Origin of the sequence: Actinomadura fibrosa, assembly GCF_900659615.1 — a bacterium.
GTDB classification, from domain to species: Bacteria; Actinomycetota; Actinomycetes; order Streptosporangiales; family Streptosporangiaceae; genus Spirillospora; species Spirillospora fibrosa.
Window position 1 is genome coordinate 1 of the sequence record NZ_CAACUY010000109.1, and the last position, 16750, is coordinate 16750.

The 16750-nt window shown below is 73.2% G+C and carries 19 protein-coding genes; 9 read left to right on the forward strand and 10 right to left on the reverse strand.

Going from position 1 to position 16750, the window contains the following annotated elements:
• Nucleotides 1–246, forward strand: a 246-nt coding sequence (locus E1300_RS28930; RefSeq protein ID WP_165503042.1) for a zinc-binding dehydrogenase, incomplete at its 5' end; no start/stop codon positions are given.
• Between the two features lie 71 nt (nt 247–317).
• Here E1300_RS28930 and E1300_RS28935 read toward each other — a convergent pair.
• The 5 genes from E1300_RS28935 to E1300_RS28950 all read right to left on the reverse strand — a co-directional run bounded on the left by E1300_RS28935 (nt 318) and on the right by E1300_RS28950 (nt 5648).
• Nucleotides 318–914 (reverse strand): hypothetical protein, encoded by a 597-nt coding sequence (locus tag E1300_RS28935; RefSeq protein WP_131760255.1) that lies wholly within the window; start codon nt 912–914, stop codon nt 318–320.
• Nucleotides 915–975: 61 nt separating this feature from the next.
• Complete coding sequence (locus tag E1300_RS53545; protein ID WP_278045397.1) at nt 976–1101, reverse strand: hypothetical protein; 126 nt, start codon at nt 1099–1101, stop codon at nt 976–978.
• Between the two features lie 81 nt (nt 1102–1182).
• Nucleotides 1183–4065 carry an eCIS core domain-containing protein gene (locus E1300_RS28940; protein ID WP_165503043.1) on the reverse strand — a complete coding sequence of 961 codons (2883 nt, stop codon included), beginning with the start codon at nt 4063–4065 and terminating at the stop codon, nt 1183–1185.
• 417 nt (nt 4066–4482) lie between these two features.
• The gene (locus E1300_RS28945; RefSeq protein ID WP_131760257.1) at nt 4483–4797 is read right to left on the reverse strand and encodes a hypothetical protein; all 315 of its coding nucleotides are present in this window, start codon (nt 4795–4797) and stop codon (nt 4483–4485) included.
• A gap of 209 nt (nt 4798–5006) precedes the next feature.
• Nucleotides 5007–5648, reverse strand: a complete 642-nt coding sequence (locus E1300_RS28950; RefSeq protein ID WP_207400013.1) for a GntR family transcriptional regulator — start codon at nt 5646–5648, stop codon at nt 5007–5009.
• Nucleotides 5649–5769: 121 nt separating this feature from the next.
• Between E1300_RS28950 and E1300_RS28955 the strand changes: the two genes are divergently transcribed.
• The 8 genes from E1300_RS28955 to E1300_RS28990 are packed head-to-tail and all read left to right on the forward strand — an operon-like array spanning nt 5770 to nt 12389.
• Nucleotides 5770–6819 (forward strand): ABC transporter substrate-binding protein, encoded by a 1050-nt coding sequence (locus tag E1300_RS28955; protein WP_131760259.1) that lies wholly within the window; start codon nt 5770–5772, stop codon nt 6817–6819.
• Nucleotides 6816–7718: an ABC transporter substrate-binding protein gene (locus E1300_RS28960; RefSeq protein WP_207400014.1), complete on the forward strand. Its 903-nt coding sequence runs from the start codon at nt 6816–6818 to the stop codon at nt 7716–7718. Before E1300_RS28955 ends, E1300_RS28960 begins: the two co-directional genes overlap by 4 nt.
• A complete protein-coding gene (locus tag E1300_RS28965; RefSeq protein ID WP_165503044.1) occupies nt 7715–8125 on the forward strand; it encodes a pyridoxamine 5'-phosphate oxidase family protein in 411 nt (136 codons plus the stop codon). The genes E1300_RS28960 and E1300_RS28965 overlap by 4 nt, the downstream gene beginning before the upstream one ends.
• Complete coding sequence (locus E1300_RS28970) at nt 8122–8664, forward strand: nucleoside/nucleotide kinase family protein (protein WP_131760261.1); 543 nt, start codon at nt 8122–8124, stop codon at nt 8662–8664. The genes E1300_RS28965 and E1300_RS28970 overlap by 4 nt, the downstream gene beginning before the upstream one ends.
• Complete coding sequence (locus E1300_RS28975; protein WP_131760262.1) at nt 8661–9431, forward strand: ABC transporter permease; 771 nt, start codon at nt 8661–8663, stop codon at nt 9429–9431. The genes E1300_RS28970 and E1300_RS28975 overlap by 4 nt, the downstream gene beginning before the upstream one ends.
• Complete coding sequence (locus E1300_RS28980) at nt 9428–10177, forward strand: ABC transporter ATP-binding protein (protein ID WP_131760263.1); 750 nt, start codon at nt 9428–9430, stop codon at nt 10175–10177. The genes E1300_RS28975 and E1300_RS28980 overlap by 4 nt, the downstream gene beginning before the upstream one ends.
• Nucleotides 10174–11544 (forward strand): LLM class flavin-dependent oxidoreductase, encoded by a 1371-nt coding sequence (locus E1300_RS28985; protein WP_131760264.1) that lies wholly within the window; start codon nt 10174–10176, stop codon nt 11542–11544. The genes E1300_RS28980 and E1300_RS28985 overlap by 4 nt, the downstream gene beginning before the upstream one ends.
• Entirely contained in the window at nt 11541–12389 is an 849-nt protein-coding gene (locus E1300_RS28990) for a sulfurtransferase (protein WP_207400015.1), read from the forward strand. Before E1300_RS28985 ends, E1300_RS28990 begins: the two co-directional genes overlap by 4 nt.
• Before the next feature lie 33 nt (nt 12390–12422).
• Here E1300_RS28990 and E1300_RS28995 read toward each other — a convergent pair whose 3' ends face one another.
• From E1300_RS28995 to E1300_RS29015, 5 genes are all read right to left on the reverse strand, one after another.
• Nucleotides 12423–13652 (reverse strand): styrene monooxygenase/indole monooxygenase family protein, encoded by a 1230-nt coding sequence (locus tag E1300_RS28995; protein WP_131760266.1) that lies wholly within the window; start codon nt 13650–13652, stop codon nt 12423–12425.
• Nucleotides 13653–13692: 40 nt separating this feature from the next.
• Nucleotides 13693–14340 carry a GTP-binding protein gene (locus E1300_RS29000; RefSeq protein ID WP_131760267.1) on the reverse strand — a complete coding sequence of 216 codons (648 nt, stop codon included), beginning with the start codon at nt 14338–14340 and terminating at the stop codon, nt 13693–13695.
• Nucleotides 14318–14659, reverse strand: coding sequence for a DUF742 domain-containing protein (locus E1300_RS29005; protein WP_131760268.1), 342 nt, complete (start codon nt 14657–14659; stop codon nt 14318–14320). Before E1300_RS29005 ends, E1300_RS29000 begins: the two co-directional genes overlap by 23 nt.
• 67 nt (nt 14660–14726) lie before the next feature.
• The gene (locus tag E1300_RS29010) at nt 14727–15167 is read right to left on the reverse strand and encodes a roadblock/LC7 domain-containing protein (protein ID WP_207400016.1); all 441 of its coding nucleotides are present in this window, start codon (nt 15165–15167) and stop codon (nt 14727–14729) included.
• Complete coding sequence (locus E1300_RS29015; protein WP_131760269.1) at nt 15164–16540, reverse strand: sensor histidine kinase; 1377 nt, start codon at nt 16538–16540, stop codon at nt 15164–15166. Before E1300_RS29015 ends, E1300_RS29010 begins: the two co-directional genes overlap by 4 nt.
• Nucleotides 16541–16750: the final 210 nt, after the last annotated feature.

Genomic DNA, 16750 nt, shown 5'->3' on the forward strand with positions numbered 1-16750 from the left:
GTCGTGGTCAGCACCACCGTCTGGATGCCCGCCCCCACCGACCCCGACCGCAACGTACGCGGCATCAACATCTTCGTCCGCAGCGACACCGACCAGCTCTCACAACTCATCGCCCGCGTCGACCGCGGCGAACTGACCGTCGAGGTCACCGAACGCGTCCCACTGGCCGACCTGCAATCGGTCCACGCGCGAGCCGCCGCGGGCACCCTCACGGGCAAGGTCGTCGTCCTGGCCCCCACCGAGTGACCCTCCGACGGAGCGGTGGGCGGTCTCGGCGACCGAGACCGCCCACCGGCGCCGGGGCGTCAACCGGTGCGTCAGCCGTGCTTCCTGTGCGACCAGTCCGGGTGGTTCGTCCAGGAGCCGTCCCCGCCGCGCAGTTCACGGAGCACGCTGATCGCCTGGGGATCGTCGGCGAGGGTCCGGGGCCTGCCCTCGATGGCGTCCGCGAGCGATCGCAGGTCGTCCGCAGTCATCGGGCCGCCGTGCCGGTTGCGCAACGCCAGCCGTACCGGGCGTTTCTCGTCCGGGTCCCGGGCGAACAGCACCGGCACCGCCTGATCCCGCACCGAGCCGCCGAGACCGAACACCGCTCCCCGCAGCGTCATGTCCCTGGCCCTCGCCAGATCGCAGCGTCGCGTCCCCGTCAGGTCGGTGACCGTCAGGACGGTGCCGTGCAGCCGGGCCCGCTGGCGCAGGTAGTACCGCCAGCAGTGGAACCAGACGACGGCGAGCACGAAGGAGACCGGCCACCACGGCAGGGCGGCCGCCTTCCCCTGGGCGGTGCCTCCGGCCGCGCCGGCGCCGAAGGCCAGGGTCAGAAACGCCAGGAAGCCCAGGTTGATCCAGCGGCCGGCTCGCGTGGTCGGGTTGATCGCTTCGCCGTCGACGCCCAGATCCCGTTCCTGCTGCACGGCTCCCTCTTTCGACGGCCGCCTCGTAGCGCGTCGGCAGTGGCCCGGCGCCGCGCGCGGGTCAGGACTCTTCAGCGGACGCGTGCACCTGGACGCGGACGGCGCCCGCGACCGTCCGCGCCAGGATAACGGCGATCTGCCGGGCGGTCTCGTCGGCGAAGCCGCGCACGTCGGCGAAGCCGCGCACGTTGAGGACGCCGTCCCGCGCGGTGACGTCCCGGGAGCGGCGGCGGCCGGGGATGCGGCCGGCCGGCGCCGCGAGGGTGGGTCAGAGCGGGATGCCGAGGTGTCCGGTTCCCGAGGGCATCGGGGGTGCCCAGCGGGTGGTCAGGACCGTCCCGTCGGGGGCGCTGACGAACAGGTCGAGGCGGTCGGCGTCGCGCCACAGGGCGGTGATGGCCGCGCCCGGGTGCATCTTGGTCTCCGGATGGATGCCGTACCAGGGGACCCAGTCGGTCTTCGTGCCGCGATAGGTCGCCTGGACGATGCCGTCCGGCGAGAGGACGAACGCGTCGGTGAAGTCGTTGCCGCCCGACCGGACAGCCGTGACCGTCGCGTTGCGGCCCAGGTAGGCGCGGCCCGTGTCGGGCTGGACGGCGTACCAGGGCTGCCAGCCGGTTCCCGCCTGCCAGGTGGCGGACCGCACCGTCCCGTTGGGGCGTGTGGCGTCCTTGCCGACGGTGAGCAGGTCGAGCTGCTCGTCGGTGCGCCACACCCCGGCGACCGCGGCGCCCGGGACGGCGACGCCGGGCTGCTTGCCGACGACGAACCAGGGCTGCCAGCCCACGCCGGGTTCCCAGTAGGTGCTGAGCACGGATCCGTCGTAGACGGAGGCGAACAGGTCCAGGTGCTCGGGGCGGCGCCACAGCGCCGTGATCGGGGCGCCCGGGGTCACGAGGCCGTTGTTCACGACGAACCACGGCGTCCAGCCGCTCTCGATGTCCCAGTAGGTGGACGCGACGGCGCCGTCGATCGCGGTGGTGAACAGGTCCAGGTGGGTGTCCCCGCCCTCCCGCCAGACCGCGGTGACCGTGGCGCCGGGGAACGCCTTGGTGAAGTCCTGCACTGTGAACCAGGGCTGCCAGCCGATGCCGGGCTCCCAGTATGTGCTGAGCACGGCCCCGTTCTCGGCCGTGGCGAACAGGTCGAGGTGGTCGCCGCGGTCGCCGCGCCACACCGCGCTGACCGTGGCGCCGGGGAACACGGTCGTGGTCCCCACCGTCTCCCATGGCGTCCAGTCGGACTCCTCGTCCCAGGAGCAGGTCAGGACGGCGCCGCTCGGGGCGGTGGTGAACAGGTCGAGGCGTTCGCGCCGCGCCCGCCACAGGGCGGTGATCGCCGCGCCGGGCTGGATCGCGGGCGCGGGCGTCCGGCCGGCCTCCGACCAGGGGCGCCAGCCGGGCTGGTACGGCTTGTTCCAGTCGACCGAGACGTACTTCACCTCCGGGTAGAGGCGCAGCAGGTAGTAGTGGACGGACGGGAACAGGCTGACCGCGAGGTTCCGCTGCCGGTCGTTCCACTCTTCGAGCCCGACCAGCGATCCCTTGTCCTCGACCCAGGCCGGGAAGTGCTGGGCGATGTCCTCGGGGCTGACGGCGCTGTCCCCGGTCAGGATGTAGTCCCGGAGCGAGCGCTGCGACATGTGCGCCGTCTCGCTGGCGATGCGCACGCCGTCGCCGCCGTTGAGCATCGTGTCGTCGCCCCAGATCTGGTACGCGGTGCTGTCGGCGAGCGAGGCGACGCGCAGGGATGCGGCGTTGAAGTGGTCGTGCAGCACCCCGGAGGCGGACTGGACCACCGTGGAGTTGAGGAAGGCCAGATAGCACTGGTACGCCTCGCCCTGGGTGAGCGTCTTGGTCTCCCGGACGCCCGACACCTGCATGCGGTCCCACTGCTCGGGCTGCTCCTCGGCCGTCTGGGGGTCGCGGACCGTCCCGGGATCCTTGCGGTTGTAGAGGGCGCGCGCGGCGAGGCCGGGCTGCTCGGCGGTGACCATGTTCCTGACCCGCGGCCAGTCGTAGACCGGGATCAGCGGCTGGTTCTCGGCCCACTCCACGAACCACTGCATGACGAGGTTCTTGTTGATGAGGTGGCCGGCGGCGAAGGAGTCCTGGAGGAAGTGGTCGGCGTAGCCGTGGTGGATCCACGCCTGGTAGGCGTAGTACATCTTCTGCTTCTCGTCGCGGGCCGCGTGCGAGAGCCTGGCGAGCTCGACCGCCCTGTCGTAGGCCTGGCGCCACCGGTACCAGGAGAACGGGGCGAAGTGGCAGGCGTTGCGGGCCACCAGCGCCGTGTAGTGGTTGGTGTGCTCGGGGCCGATGTCCCAGGTGAGGTCGTTCAGCTGGTAGGTCTCGGTGAGCAGGTCGATGAACGACCAGCCGGTGTTGATGGCGACGGCGTCCTTGAAGTCCAGCGGGTGCTTGCCGCCGAGCAGCCCGTCGACCCGGTTGTAGCCCTCCTGCCGCACCGCCTGGAGGATCTTCAGCAGCAGCGCCTCCGGCTGCGCCTCCTGCACCGCGGGGTTCGCCATGTAGTCCGGCAGGGTGTTGAGCTCGCCGTAGGTGGCGAGCAGCGTGCCGTTGTCGGTGGGCAGCGGGAACGTCTGGATGTACGGGTAGTACTTGTGGATCACGTCGGTGGTGATCCCGTCCGGCCCGTCCACCCAGAGCTTGAGGTAGTCGCGGAGCTTCTTCAGGATGTCCAGCCGCTCGGGGGCGCCGCGCGCGATGGCGTCGAGGTCGCCGGTGGCCGCGTCGCCCAGCAGCCGGTGCTCCCAGGACGCGTGGCACTGCACCATGACGGGGTCGCCCGGCCCCGGACGCCGGACCACGACGCGGTTCCCCACCGCCCGGGACGTCCCCGCCAGGACGGTCGCGGCGGCGGCATCGGCGGAGCGTTCCGCGATGGCTTGCGCGAGTCCGCCTTCCCGGAGGCCGGTGCTCTGCTGGACGGTGTGGGCGGCCTCGTGCGTGAGCAGCCACAGCCCCGGCGCGGTGTCCGCGGCGGGGGCGTCGTGGCGCAGGAAGATGTCCGCGCCGCTGGCCAGGGCGTCGGTCCCGTACAGCTCGCAGAGGCGGTCGGAGTCCTCGTTCCGGTGCACGCGGAGCGCGCCGAGGTCGGCGTTCAGGGCGTCCTCCAGCCGGGCCCGCACCCCCGTTCCGAGGGCTCCACCCGAGCCGCCCCGCGCCCGAACCCGCCGGATACGGTGCATCACCTCCGCGGTCGGCTCGCTTCGACGTCCGGACTCCGTCCAGCTTCGCCTGGGCTCCACGGGATCTCCCCTGCGCCGCGCTTTCGTCGAGGGATCGACCGGCGAGCGCGACGGCCCGTCCCTGTGGCGTGACCGCCGCGGCGTCTCGCGGGATCCCGGGCCGCGGCCACCCGGAACCTGCGAAGAGTCTCCCCGCCCCGACCGGGCGTCAAGGGTTGTTCGGGCGAGCGCCGCCACGCCTCCGCGATGCTGGGCGGACCGTTCCAGCCCCCACCAGGACTTCTCCGAACGGCACCCGGCGACGGGCTAGCCACATGCGGTCATCGCCGGCCGGAACGGGCGCCTCCGCGCCGGCGTTCAGCGGCTCAGCAGGACGGCGAGCAGCGCGGCGACCGCGGAGGCCGCCGCGGCCAGCAGCGACAGCAGCGCGATCGCGCGGCGGAAGCGCTGGTCGAGGCCGCTCCGCGTGACCTGGACGCGTTCGGTGGCGTCGAGCCGGTCCTGGAGGTCGTCGACCTGGTGACCCCGGTCGCACGCGTGCCGCTGGTTGTGGTCGTTGTGCTGCCGGAGCAGCGCGATCCGGCTCTCCAGGTCGGCCAGCCGGACCTCAAGGTCGCGGCGCATGTCCATCACCGCCTTCTCGTCGGAGAGCCTCGGTCCTTCCTTGTGCATGGGGTCCCCGCTCCTCGTCGTCGGCCTGCGCGCCCCGCGGAAGCCGCGGACGCGGACTCATCTCCACGATAGGAACGAACCAGTAATTCTGCACCAAGGATTACTGATAATTGACGGCAAGGTAGGGCAGACGTCCCCGTGATGGCAAGGAGACGCTGGGAGCCGACCCGACGTCCGTGGCTTTCGGAGACCGCCTCTCGGGACGGCTCTCACGCGTCCTCGGGACGGGCCTGTGCGGCGGCGGAGGGCCAGGGGGCCACGGCGAAGCGGGTCAGGCGCAGGTCGCGGGACCGGCGCAGGTGGACGGTCATGGCCTCCTGGGCGGCGGACGGATCGCGGTCCTCGACGGCGCGCAGCAGCGCGGTGTGCTCGTCGTGGGAGAGCGCGAGGTCGTCGGGCGACTCGTGCGGGGTCTGGTCGTAGATGCGCAGCTGGGCGGTCAGGCGTTCGAGGAGGGCCTCGATGGTCGCGTTGTGGCCGGCGCGCCAGAGGGCGGCGTGCCACTGGGCGTGGGCCTCGCGGGCGGCCGCCGGGTCGCCGGCGGCGTCGTGCAGGTGGCGGAGCCGGGCCAGGTCGAGGTCGGTGCGGCGCTCGGCGGCGCCGAAGGCCGCCTGCCCTTCGAGGGCGATGCGCGCCTCGTAGATCTCCAGGACGTCCTGCGGCGTGCCCGAGCGCACCTCGTAGCCGCGGGCGGCCCGCTTGAGCAGGCCGTCCTGCGCCAGCCGGGCGAGCGCCTCGCGCACCGGCGTCCGGGAGACGCCGTAGGAGGCGGCGAGGACGGTCTCCAGGAGCGGAGTCCCGGCGGGGAAGCGGCCCGCCAGGACGTCGTCGCGCAGGCGCTCGTAGATCATGGCCCGGATACTAGTGGATGCGCGTGTATACACGCGTACTCGACAATTCCTACTGCTTGACCATAGTATGCGGGCTCCTGGGCGCCTCACCTGCGTATGCCCAGCTCAGAAGGAGATCGAGATGACCCTGCGAACCGCGCGGCTCGGCGCGCTGACGGCCGCGCTCCTCCTCGCCGTCGCCGCCTGCGGCTCGTCCGGCGACGGCGAGGAGACCGCGTCCGGTGGTAAGCCCCTGACCGAGGTGTCGGTGGCCCTCGGCTGGACCCCGAACACCGACTACACCGGCCTGTACGTCGCCGACAGGCTCGGCTACCTGAAGGCCGAGGGCGTCAAGCTCAAGATCATCCCGTACGCGTCGACGGCCCCGGAGACGCTCGTCGAGCGCGGCACCGCGGACTTCGGCTACTCCTACCAGGCCGGGGTCGCCTACGCGCGGGCCGGCGGGCACGACGTCGTCGGCGTCTTCGCGCCCGACCAGAAGGGCACGTACGTGATCGGCGTCCGCGCCGACCGCGCCGACATCGCCTCGCCCAAGGACCTGGACGGGAAGACCTACGCCGGTTTCGGCACCCCCGACGAGGTCCCGGAGCTCAAGCACGTCATCAAGCGGGACGGCGGCACGGGGACGTTCAAGAACGTCAGCCTCAACACCGCCGCGTACGACGCCGTCTACGGCGGCAAGGCCGACTTCACGATCTCGGTCAGCACCTGGGAGGTCATCCAGGCCAGACTGGTCGGTAAGCCGATGAAGACCTTCAAGCTCACCGACTACGGCTTCCCCGACCAGTACTCGACGCTGCTCGCGTCCAGCCGCAAGTACCTCAACGGCAATGGGCCCCGGGCCAAGGGGTTCCTGTCGGCCGTGCAGAAGGGCTACCTCTACGCCGCCGACCACCCGAAGGAGGCCGCGCGGATCCTCATCGACGCCAACAAGACGGCCTTCCCCAACCCCCAGCTCGTGTACCAGAGCCAGCAGGCCCTCGTGGACGGCGGTTACCTGAAGGACGCGGACGGGAAGGTCGGTTACCAGAGCGCCGCGCTCTGGACCGCCTACGGCGACTTCCTCTTCGCCAACGGCCTGCTCGTCGACGGCACGGGCAAGAAGCTGACGGCCAGGCCCGACTGGTCCACCTACTACACCAACGAGTACCTGCCCAAGGCGGCGTCATGACCCGGCACGTGAGGGTGATGCTCGAATACCTGCACCCGTGGACGAACTCCGCGGGCCTGTTCGTCGCCGCCCGCCAGGGCTGGTTCGCCGGCGCGGGACTCGACGTCGAGCTGTCCTCGGCCGACCCGGCGCGCGGCGACTCGCTGGAGTACCTGGCCAGGGGCGAGGCCGCCTTCGCGGTGTTCCCCGCCAACCGGCTGTTCGTCCGGCGGGCCGGGGGCGAGCGGCTCACCGGGATCGCGGCCGTCAACCACCGCGCGATGGAGACCGTCCGCACCCACGCCGCATCGGGGATCGCCCGGCCCCGCGACCTGGAGGGGCGCCGGATCGCGCTGAACCCGACGCCGCGCGGCGTCGCGATGGTCCGGTACCTGGTCGCCGCGGACGGCGGGGACCCCGACGGCGTGGCGATCGTCGACAGCGGGCTGCGCGAGCTGCACGTCGAGGACCTGGAGGCGGGCGCCGCGGACGCCACGTTCGGCAACTACTGGGCCTGGGACGTCCTGTTCGGCTCGGCGGGCCTGTACTGGCCCGTCGACCGGATCGGCGCCCCCAGCTACCACAGCTACCTCCTCGGCACGGCCGACCGGACGCTGGAGGACGACCCGGAGCTCGTCCGGGCGTTCCTCGGTGCCGTCCGCCGCGGCTACCTCGCCGCCGTCGCCTCGCCGGAGCTGGCGCTGGAGGCGTTCGAGCACTACATCCCGTACTTCCCGCGTCCCGTCCTGGAGCGCTCGCTCGAACTCGTCTCCGGGACGTGGCTGCACGAGGACCGCTGGGGCGTCCAGCGCGAGGAGCTCCACGACCCCTACGCCCGGTGGCTCGCGGACAACGGCATCCTGCCCGACGCCTCGGTCTGGCGGGACGCCACGACCAACGCCTTCCTGGAGGCGGCGTGACGCGGCCGGACGGGACGGTGCCGCTGCCGCCGGCCGCCCGGGCGCTCGTCGACGCACCCGAGTTCGCCGTGCTGGCCACCGGCGAGCGCCACCAGTACGTCATGTGGGCGGGACGCGACGGCGACGAGCTGCTCATGGTGACCAAGCGGTTCCGCAGGCAGGTTCGGGACGTGCTCGCCGAGCCGCGCGTCGGCGTCCTGCTGTACGCGCGCGGCCGGCCGCAGCACTACGTGCGGATCGAGGGCGTCGCCCGGGTCGAGGCCGACGGCGCGGCGGAGCTGATAGACCGGCTCGCCCGCGCGTACACGGGCCGCCCGCACGAGGTGCTCGTCCCCGCCGAGGAGGCGGACCGGGTCGTCCTGCGGATCCGTCCGCGCAAGGTGGCCGTCTACGGGAGCCCGGCGTGAGCGGCGCGAGCGCGGACGCGCTGGCCGCCCGGTTGCGGGCCGCCGAGCCGAGGGCGGGGGCGACGCGGGTCCTCGCGGTCGACGGACGGTCGGGCGCGGGCAAGTCGACGCTCGCCGAGGCCGTCGCGGCCGAGCTGGCCGCGCCGGTCGTGCACCTGGAGGACCTGTACGGCGGCTGGGACGGCCTGGCCGGCGGGGTGGACCGGCTGGTCGCCGAGGTCCTCGCCCCGATCGCGGCGGGCCGCCGGGCGCTCGTCCCGCGTTACGACTGGCACGCCGGGCGGTGGGCCGGGCCGGTGCCGCTCGACCCGCCGGCGGAGCTGGTCGTCGAGGGGGTCGGCGCGGGCAGCCGCCGCGCCGCCGCCTACGCGAGCCTGCTGGTCTGGGTCGAGGCGCCGGACGACGTCCGGCGCCGCCGGGCCCTCGCCCGCGACGGCGACACCTACCTCCCGCACTGGGACCGGTGGGCGGCGCAGGAGGACGACCTGCTCGCCCGCGAGCGCACCGCCGAGCGGGCCGACGTGGTGGTGACGTCATGAGCCCCGGCGGGCTCGTGCGGCGCTGGTCGCCGCCGCTGGCGCTCATCGCGCTGATCGTCGCGGCCTGGCAGTTCTACTCGGCGCACGGCAACCTGGGCGAGGACGTCCTGCCGGGCCCCGGCAGGGTCCTGGCGCAGGGGTGGGAGCACCGCGGCGACCTGTGGACCAACACGCTGCCGACGCTGCGCGCGACCCTCGCCGGGTTCGGGCTGTCGCTCGCGGTCGGGTTCGGGCTGTCGGTGCTGATCGACGTCTCGGCGGCGCTGCGCCGGGCGCTGACGCCGGTCCTCGTCGTCACCCAGACGCTGCCGCTGATCGCGATCGCCCCGCTGGTGGTGCTCTGGTTCGGCTTCGACCTGCTGCCCAAGGTCCTGCTGGTCGCGTTCGTCACGTTCTTCCCGATCACCGTGGCGCTGACCGAGGGCTACGCCGCGGCCGATCCGGACAGCGAGGCCCTGCTGCGCAGCATGGGCGCCGGCCGCTGGCGGATCTTCCGGATCCTGCGGGTCCCGACCGCCGTCCCGTTCTTCTTCGCCGGGCTCCGCATCGCGATCACCTACGCGGTCGTCGCGGCGATCTTCGCCGAGTACGCGGGCGCGACGACCGGGCTCGGCATCTACATGCAGAACGCCAAGAACTCCTTCCGGACCGACCTGGTGCTCGCCGCCGTCGGCGTCAGCGCCGCGCTGACCCTCGCGCTGTTCGCGCTCACCTTCGCCGCGGAACGGCTGCTGGCGCCCTGGACGCGGGCGGGGAGGGACGCATGACCTCGGTGGAGATCCGCGGGCTCAACCGGTCGTTCGACGGGGTGCCCGTGCTGAAGGACCTGTCCCTGGACGTGCCCGAGGGCGAGTTCGTGTCGATCCTCGGCCCGAGCGGCAGCGGCAAGTCGACGATGTTCTCGGTGCTGACCGGGGCGCTCGCGCCGTCGTCCGGGCAGGTCCTCCTGGACGGGCGGCCGCTCGCCGAGCGTCCCGGCCGCTTCGCCTACATGCCGCAGCGGGACGCCCTGCTGCCGTGGCGGCGGATCATCGACAACGCGACCCTCGGCCTGGAGATCGCCGGGGTGCGCCGCGCCGAGGCCCGCCGCCGGGTCGAACCGCTGCTGGAGACGTTCGGCCTCGCCGGATACGAGCGGTCCTACCCGGCGCGGCTGTCGGGCGGGATGCGCCAGCGGGCCGCGCTGCTGCGCACCGTCGTCCAGGAGCGGGACGTCCTGCTGCTGGACGAGCCGTTCGGCGCGCTGGACGCCCTCACCCGCACCCGGATGCAGCAGTGGGTGGAGGGCGTGTGGGAGAGGTACCGCTGGACGGTCCTGCTGATCACCCACGACGTCCGGGAGGCGATCTTCCTGTCCGACCGGGTGTACGTGTTCTCGCCGCGTCCCGCGACCGTCGTCAAGGAGGTGCTGGTGGACCTGCCCCGCCCACGGACGTTGGAGACCGTGACCGATCCGAAGTTCGTCGAGATCGAGGCCGAGCTGCTCGGCACCCTGCTGGAGGAGAGGCTGTGAGCGATGAAGGAGCGGGCCGGCGCATCCGGCTGCACGGGCTGCGGCAGTCGACCGTGGGGCACACCGCCGTCGGCCTGTGGCGGCACCCCGACAGCCGCGCCCACGAGTACCGGGAACTGCACCACTGGATCGAGACGGCCCGCATCCTGGAGCGCGGCTGCTTCGACGCGCTGTTCGTCGCCGACGCGCTCGGCCCGCTCGACACCTACCAGGGCAGGGTGGACGCGGCGCTGCGCGACGGCGTGCAGACCCCGACCGACGACCCGCTCCTGGTGATCAGCGCGATGGCGGCCGCCACCGAGCACCTCGGGTTCGCCGTCACGGTCTCGACCACCTACGAGCAGCCCTACGCCTTCGCCCGGAAGATGACCACGCTCGACCACCTGACCCGGGGCCGGATCGGCTGGAACATCGTCACGTCCGCGCTCGACAGCGCCGCCCGCAACCTCGGCCTGGAGCGGCAGCTCCCGCACGACGAGCGGTACGTCCGGGCCGAGGAGTTCATGGAGGTCGTCTACAAGCTCTGGGAGGGGAGCTGGCGGGACGACGCCGTCGTCCGCGACGGCGTGTTCGCCGACCCGGCGCGGGTGCGCCCCGTCCTGCACGACGGCGAGTACTACCGGGTGCGGGACATCGCCCTGTCGGAGCCGTCGGCGCAGCGGACGCCGACGCTCTACCAGGCCGGGACGTCCCCGGCGGGCATCGCGTTCGCCGCCCGGCACGCCGAGGGCGTCTTCCTGTCGGCGTACGAGCCCGCCGGCGCGCGCTCCCTCGTCGACAGGGTGCGGGCGTCCGCCGCCGAGCAGGGACGCGACCCCCGCTCCCTGAAGTTCTTCCCCATCATGACCGTCGTGGCCGCCGAGACCGACGAGGCCGCCCGCGCCAAGTACGCCTCCTACGCCGCCTGCGCGAGCTGGGAGGGCAGCCTCGCCCGCTGGAGCGCGCTCATGCAGATCGACCTGTCGGTCCTCGACCCCGACAAGCCGCTGGAGTACGTGGACACCGACGGCATCCGCGGGATGGTGGAACTGTTCACCACCCTCGACCCGACCCGGACCTGGACGCCCCGCGCGATCGGCGAGTTCGTCGGCGTCGGCGGGGGAGGACCCGTGCTGGTGGGCTCGCCCGCCACCGTCGCTGACGGCCTGGAACGCTGGATGGAGGACGCCGACGTGGACGGCTTCAACCTCGCCGACCCCGTCGCCCCGGCGGGCCACCGCGACTTCGTCGACCTCGTCGTCCCCGAACTGCGCCGCCGCGGACGCGTCTGGCCCGCCTACGAGGGCACCACGCTGCGCGAGCGGATCAGCGGCGGCCCGCGCGTCCGCCCCGACCACCCGGCGCACGCCCACCGGTGGACGCCGTGACCGCCCTCATCACCCCCGCGGACCTGGCCGCCCGCCTCGGCGACCCCGGCCTGCGCGTCCTCGACGCCACCGTCCGCCTGCTCCGGCCGCCCGGCGGCGGCCCGTACGTGCCGGAGAGCGGACTCGCCGCCTACCGCGAGGCCGCGATCCCAGGCGCGGCCTTCGCCGACCTTGTCACCGACCTCGCCGAACCGGGCCCGCTCCCGTTCGCCCTGCCCGCGCCCGCCAGGTTCGCCGCCGCGGCGTCCCGGCTCGGCATCGGACCGGGAACGACCGTCGTCGTCTACGCGCAGGAGTCCCCGATGTGGGCGACGCGGCTGTGGTGGCTGCTCCGCTACTTCGGCTTCGACGCCGTCCGCGTCCTGGACGGCGGCCTGCCCGCCTGGCGGGCGGCGGGACTGCCCGTCGAGCCGGGCACCGCCGTCCACCCGCCCGCGCACTTCACCGCGCACCCGCGCCCCGACCTGCTCGCCCGCCGCCCCGACGTCGAACAGATCGTCGCCGCGGGCGGATCATGCCTGGTGAACGCCCTCTCGCCCGAGGTCTTCCGCGGCGAAGGGCCGACCTCCTACACCCGTCCCGGACGGATCCCCGGCTCGGTCAACGTCCCCGCCCGCGACCTCCTCGACCAGGACGGCCGCTTCCTGCCCCGTCCCGCCCTGACCGCGCGCCTGCGCGACCTGCTGGCCGAGCCGTCGGTCGTCGCCTACTGCGGCGGCGGCATCTCGGCCACCGTCCCCGTCTTCGCCCTGGCGCTCCTCGGCCGGACCGACGTCCGCCTCTACGACGGCTCCCTGGCCGAATGGTCCGCCGACCCGACCCTCCCCCTGACAACCGGCCCGTGACGCCTACTGCCAGCGACGCGAGACGGGGGCCGGTCAGTTGGTGACCGTTGCCAGGTACTGGTCGGTTTTGGCCGGGTCCATCAGCCAGTCGTCGAAGTCGCGGGGGTTGGCGTAGCCGTGGGCGAAGCGGTGGGCGACCGCGTCGTTCTCGGCGGCGATGGCCAGGACCTTCTGGACGTGCTCGGGCAGGGGGCCGAGCATCATGTTGGTGTAGGCGGTGGGGTACTTGGCGTAGTCCCAGTAGGCGTCGAAGGTCTGCTGCATCCAGGCGGCGTCGAACGGCCGGTCGCCGCGGTCCAGGATCGACCGGAGGTAGATCTCGGCGCAGCGCGTGGCGTTGTTGGCGCCCTGGCCGGTCACGGGGTCGTTGGCGACGACCACGTCGCCCATGCCCAGCACCAGCGCGGACGGCGACAGCCTCCCGACCGGGTGGCGGACGATCGGCGGGTAGCCGCCGTACAGGGTGCAGCGGGCGTCGGTGGGTTCGGCGGCGACGGTCCGCTCGTACTCCCACGGCGCGTACTGGCGCATGAGCTCCAGCGTCCGGGCCAGGTGCCCGGCGGGGCCGGGCCGGTCGTCCCAGCAGTCGAGCGGGCCGCCGGGGACGGCCTCCCACAGGATGATGTCGCAGTGGCCGGTGTGGGTGTAGCCGGGCATGAAGAACAGCTCGCCGATGCCGGGCGTGGCCGTGATGCGGACGTGCGGCTCGGGGTGGTCGGGCCACGGCGTCATCCCGTGCAGGTAGATGCACGACAGGTGCCGCTGCGGACGGTCGTAGGGCGACCTGGCCGCGTCCCGGTCGAACAGCTCCACCAGCTCGCCCTTGCCCGCGGCGATGATCGTCAGGTCGTAGAGGGCGGAGAGGCCCTCCAGGTCGGAGGTCATCACGCTGTGGTAGACGGCGTTGCCGCCGCGCTCCTCGAACAGCTCCAGCCAGCCGGCCATCTTGACCCGCTGGTCCACCGACTGGGCGACGTCGTCCCAGCGTCCGAGGGTCTGGAAGGCGCGGGTCCCGGGCGGCGCGGCGACCGTGACGCGCTGCGCGACGATCCGCGGCGCGAGGTGCTCCCAGAGGTTGAGCCCGTGGTCGCGCTCGATCGCCAGCTGCGGCCAGAATATGCACTGGGTCGACATGATGCGGCCGGCGCGGATCTCCTCCGGTGTGCGCGCCGACATGACCGTCACCTCGTAGCCCGCGGCCTGGAGGCACAGGGCCAGCTGCAGACCGGCCTGGCCGGCTCCGACGATCAGGATCCTTCGCAAAGCGTCCTCCTCAGGCGGGCGCCAGGTGCCCGGCGGCGGGTCAGCGGGCGGCGAGCGGGCCGCGGCTCGCGGTGCGGTCGAGGGTGTGGCGGAGCGTGCGGGTGAAGGTCTCCACGGCCGAGCCGCGGTGGCGGGCGTCGCAGGTGATGAGCGGCACCCGCGGGTCCAGCTCCAGCGCCTGCCTGACCTGGGCGAGCGTGTGGGTCTGCCGCCCGTCGAACAGGTTGACCGCCACGATGAACGGCACGTCGGAGTCGTTCTCGAAGTAGTTGACCGCCGCGAACGAGGCTTCCAGCCGCCGGGTGTCGACCAGGACGACGGCGCCGCTGGCACCGCGGCACAGGTCGTCCCACATGGGCCAGAACCGCGGCTGCCCGGGCGTGCCGAACAGGTACAGGACGAGGTCGGGCGCGAGGGTGACGCGGCCGAAGTCCATCGCGACGGTCGTGGTGGTCTTGGCGCCGGGCTCCTCCAGTGCGTCGACGGTCCTGGCCGCCTGGGTCATCCACGCCTCGGTGTTCACCGGCGGGATCTCCGACACCGCCTCCACCAGCGTCGTCTTGCCCACGCCGAACCCGCCCGCGACGACCAGCTTGACCGACGTGCGCGGGCCCGGCCTCGGCGCGGCGCCGCGCCCCGCGCCGGTGTGCGGGACGCCGCCGGGTTCAGGCGAGCTCGCGTAGACCATCGATCACTCTCTCCAGGACGTGCGGGTCGTACGGCGAGGAGTCCTCGGCGGCGATCACGATCCGGTCGCCGGCGGCCAGGTCGGCCAGCAGCACCCGGGTGACCCCGAGCGAGACCCCGCAGTGGGCGGACAGCTCGGCGACCGACTCGCTGGTGGTGTGCACCCGCTCGTACAGCGCCCTGGCCTCGGGCAGCAGCCGGCCGGCGAACGCCGCGTCGTACCGGCCGCCCGACACCAGCGTGTGCACCAGCAGGTGGCGCCTGCCGCGGGTCCGCCCGCCGGTCAGCACGTAGGGCCGCACCCAGGGGTTGGCCGTCATCTGTTCCTCCCTGCCGTACCGGGCGGTCCGGTCCCGCGGCGCGCGGCGGCCGCGCTGGTGGCGGGGGTCACCCGAGCGCCCCCTCGGTCATCCGGCGCAGGTCGTCGCGCATCTGCGGGGTGAGGACGTGCCCGGCACCGTGCACGAACTTGGTCATGTTGTGGCCCACGGCGCCGAGGTTGGCGCCCTCGCCGACCAGGACGACGAGGCCGGCGAGCTGGCCGATGCCCATGAACAGGAGGTGGCCGCTGCCGAACTTCAGCATGATCTGGTCGCAGCCGCCCGCCCCGACGTGCCGGGCGAGGTTGTTGCCCACGCTGATCATCCCGCTGGTCAGCGCGGCCATCGGATCGACGAACTCCGACGGCCGCGGCGCCGACTGCACCAGCGCCAGGCCGTCCGAGGACACGATCAGCGCGAACGTCACACCAGGAGTGGAGGTGGCGAACTGCCGCAGCAGCCACCCGAAGTCCTGGGGACCCTGCGGTCCGCTGGAGGCGATGCTCACTGCCGTCCTTCTTCCCGGTCGTGCCCGTCGGTTCCGTCGGCGGCGCCGCTCGTCCCGGCGCTGAAAGCCTCCAGATCCGCCGCGAACGAGCCGGCGCCGTCGTCGCCGGACGCGGTCGTCCCGGCCGTCTGGGAGGCCGGCGTCGGAGACGGAGCCGGTGCCGTGGCGACCGGACGCAGGCTCGTGCGCTGCCTGCGGGGCAGCCCGCCGAGGTCGGCCACGTCCTCGGCGGCTGCGGGCGGCGCCGTGCGCGCGGGAGGCTCCGTGCGCTGGGTCAGGGTCAGGTGCGTCAGCTCGGCGGGCGCCGGGCCGGTGCCGTCCGCGTCGGGCTCGTCCTGCTGTATCTCGCAGAGCAGGGAGGCCGGGATGGTCACCATCGCGACGGTCCCGGCGGGCCGGGCCGCGAGCCGGACGCCGACGCCGTGCCGGTGCGCCAGCCGGTGCACCACGGGGAAGCCGGTGCGCCGCGCCGTCTCGCCGGTCACCGCCGGGACGGGCCCGGACAGCGCGGCGTTCAGGCTCTCCAGCTGCTGCGCCGTCATGCCGATGCCGGAGTCCTCGATGCGGAGCATCACCGAGCCGTTGTCGAGGAGGTGGGCGCTGACGGTGACCCGCGACGGCGAGTACCTGGTCGCGTTGTCGAGCAGCGCGGCGACGAGCGAGGCGAGGTCCTCGACCGCGTACGCGGGCACCGCGAGCTCGACCACGCGCAGGATCGACACCTGCTGGTACTGCTCGATGGACGACTCGGCCATGCGCACGACGTCCAGCAGGGAGGTGTCGGGCCCGGAGACGGCCTCGCCGTCCCGGTCGGCGAGCACCCGCAGGTCACGGGCGGCCCGCCGCATCCGCGTCACGCCGTGGTCGATCGTGTAGAGGGCCGCGAGGAGGTCGGGGTCCTCCTCCTGGCGCTCCAGCAGGTCCAATTCCGGACGCATCCGCTCTGCCAGCAGGAGGAATTGCAGGCAGAAACGCTCGCACAGTTCGGCCCACGCCTCAGAATCGCCCGCGGCGACGGAATTCGTGGTGGGGCCCGGTACCGGCGCCTGCGGTGCGGGGAGGCCGGGCACCGGTGCGACGGGCGCCTGCTGCGCGACCTGGACGGGTGCGTGCGGCGTGACCGGCGCGGCCGCCTGCGGCATGACCGGCGCGGCCGCCTGCGGTGTGACCTGGGCGGGTGCCTGCGGCTCGGTCTGCGCCGGTGCCCAGGCCCCCGCCGGCGGCGCGGCGGCCCACATCTGCGCCTGTTCCGCGAGCGGCTGCCCGGCATGAGGCTGCCCGACATGAGGCTGGCCGACATGAGGCTGGCCGGGGTGCGGCTGCCCGGTGGGGAACGACGCGGCGTGCGGTGCCCGGCGCTTCCGCCACCTCACCGGCTCGGACCGGTCACGGACATGTGCGCGGCCTCGGCGCGACGTTGGGTCACAGTAACTTTCTCCAGCTGGGCCTTTGGCGGACACCGGCGGACAGCGACGCCCCAAGGCGGGTGGGTTCGCGAGCGGCCTGCCGGGGGGAGCACCGGTAAGCGTGGCATACGAGCAGACGGCGATCAACGCGTCCGGCCGATATACGTCCTTCTGGCG